This window comes from Pseudoxanthomonas sp. LjRoot204_2 (assembly GCF_056175765.1).
In genome coordinates, this window is the sequence record NZ_JBGFFG010000740.1 from 1 (window position 1) to 1030 (window position 1030).

The 1030-nt window shown below is 70.6% G+C and carries 1 protein-coding gene; it reads left to right on the top strand.

Going from position 1 to position 1030, the window contains the following annotated elements; genetic code table 11:
- Nucleotides 1–1030, top strand: a 1030-nt coding sequence (locus AC04L7_RS19525) for an aldehyde dehydrogenase family protein (RefSeq protein ID WP_475513822.1), incomplete at both ends; no start/stop codon positions are given.

The window sequence follows — 1030 nt, forward strand, 5'->3', positions numbered from 1 at the left end:
GAGTACGGCGGCCCGCTGGCCCGCTCTCAGTGGGTCAGCAACTACGCCTCGCAATGCTTCGCCACCACGGCGCAGGCGCTGCGGGACTACGCCTTCGAACGCCGCCTGGGCGAGGCCACCGTGGTGATGGAACCGGTCGGCGTCGCCGGCCTCATTGCGCCCTGGAACGCCGCCGCCGGGAGCATCTGCAGTAAGCTGGCTTCGGCCATTGCCGCGGGCTGCGCTTCGGTCATCAAGCCGAGCGAGCTGGGCCCGCTGCAGGCGCAGGCCGTGACCGAGGCGCTGCACGACGCAGGCCTGCCACCCGGCGTCTTCAATGTGCTGCTCGGGCGCGGCAGCGATGTGGGCGACGAGATCGCCACCAGTGCGGGCATCGCGAAGATCTCGTTCACCGGTTCCACGCAGACCGGAAAGCTCATTGCGCGCGCGGGCGTCGACACCATGAAGCGCGTGAGCCTCGCGCTCTCGGGCAAGTCGGCCACCCTGGTGCTGGACGACGCCGACCTGGCCGCCACGCTGCCCCTGGCACTGAACGCCGCCTTCATGAACAACGGCCAGGCCTGCGTGGCGGGCACCCGCCTGCTGATCCCGCGCGCTCACATGAAGGCCGCCATTGAACAGGTGCGAGCGGCGGCGGCCGCCCTGCGCGTGGGCGATCCGCGCGACCCTGCCACCGCGGTCGGACCGCTCGCGAGCCAGGCGCAGTTCGATCGCATGCAGCACTTCATCCGCCGCGGCCTGGCGCAGGGCGCCACCCTCGTGGCCGGCGGCGAGGGCCGGCCGGACGGTTTCGAGCGAGGCTGGTTCGTGCGGCCTACCGTGTTCGCAGAGGTGCGCAACGACATGGACATTGCGCGCGAGGAGATCTTCGGGCCGGTGCTCTCGATGATCGGCTATGGCGACGAGGACGAAGCCATCAGTATCGCGAACGACTCGCCGTACGGCTTGCAGGCCTACGTCTTCTCGTCCGACGCGCAGCGTGCCCTGCGCGTGGCCTCGCGGCTGCGGGCCGGCACCGTGCTGGTCAATC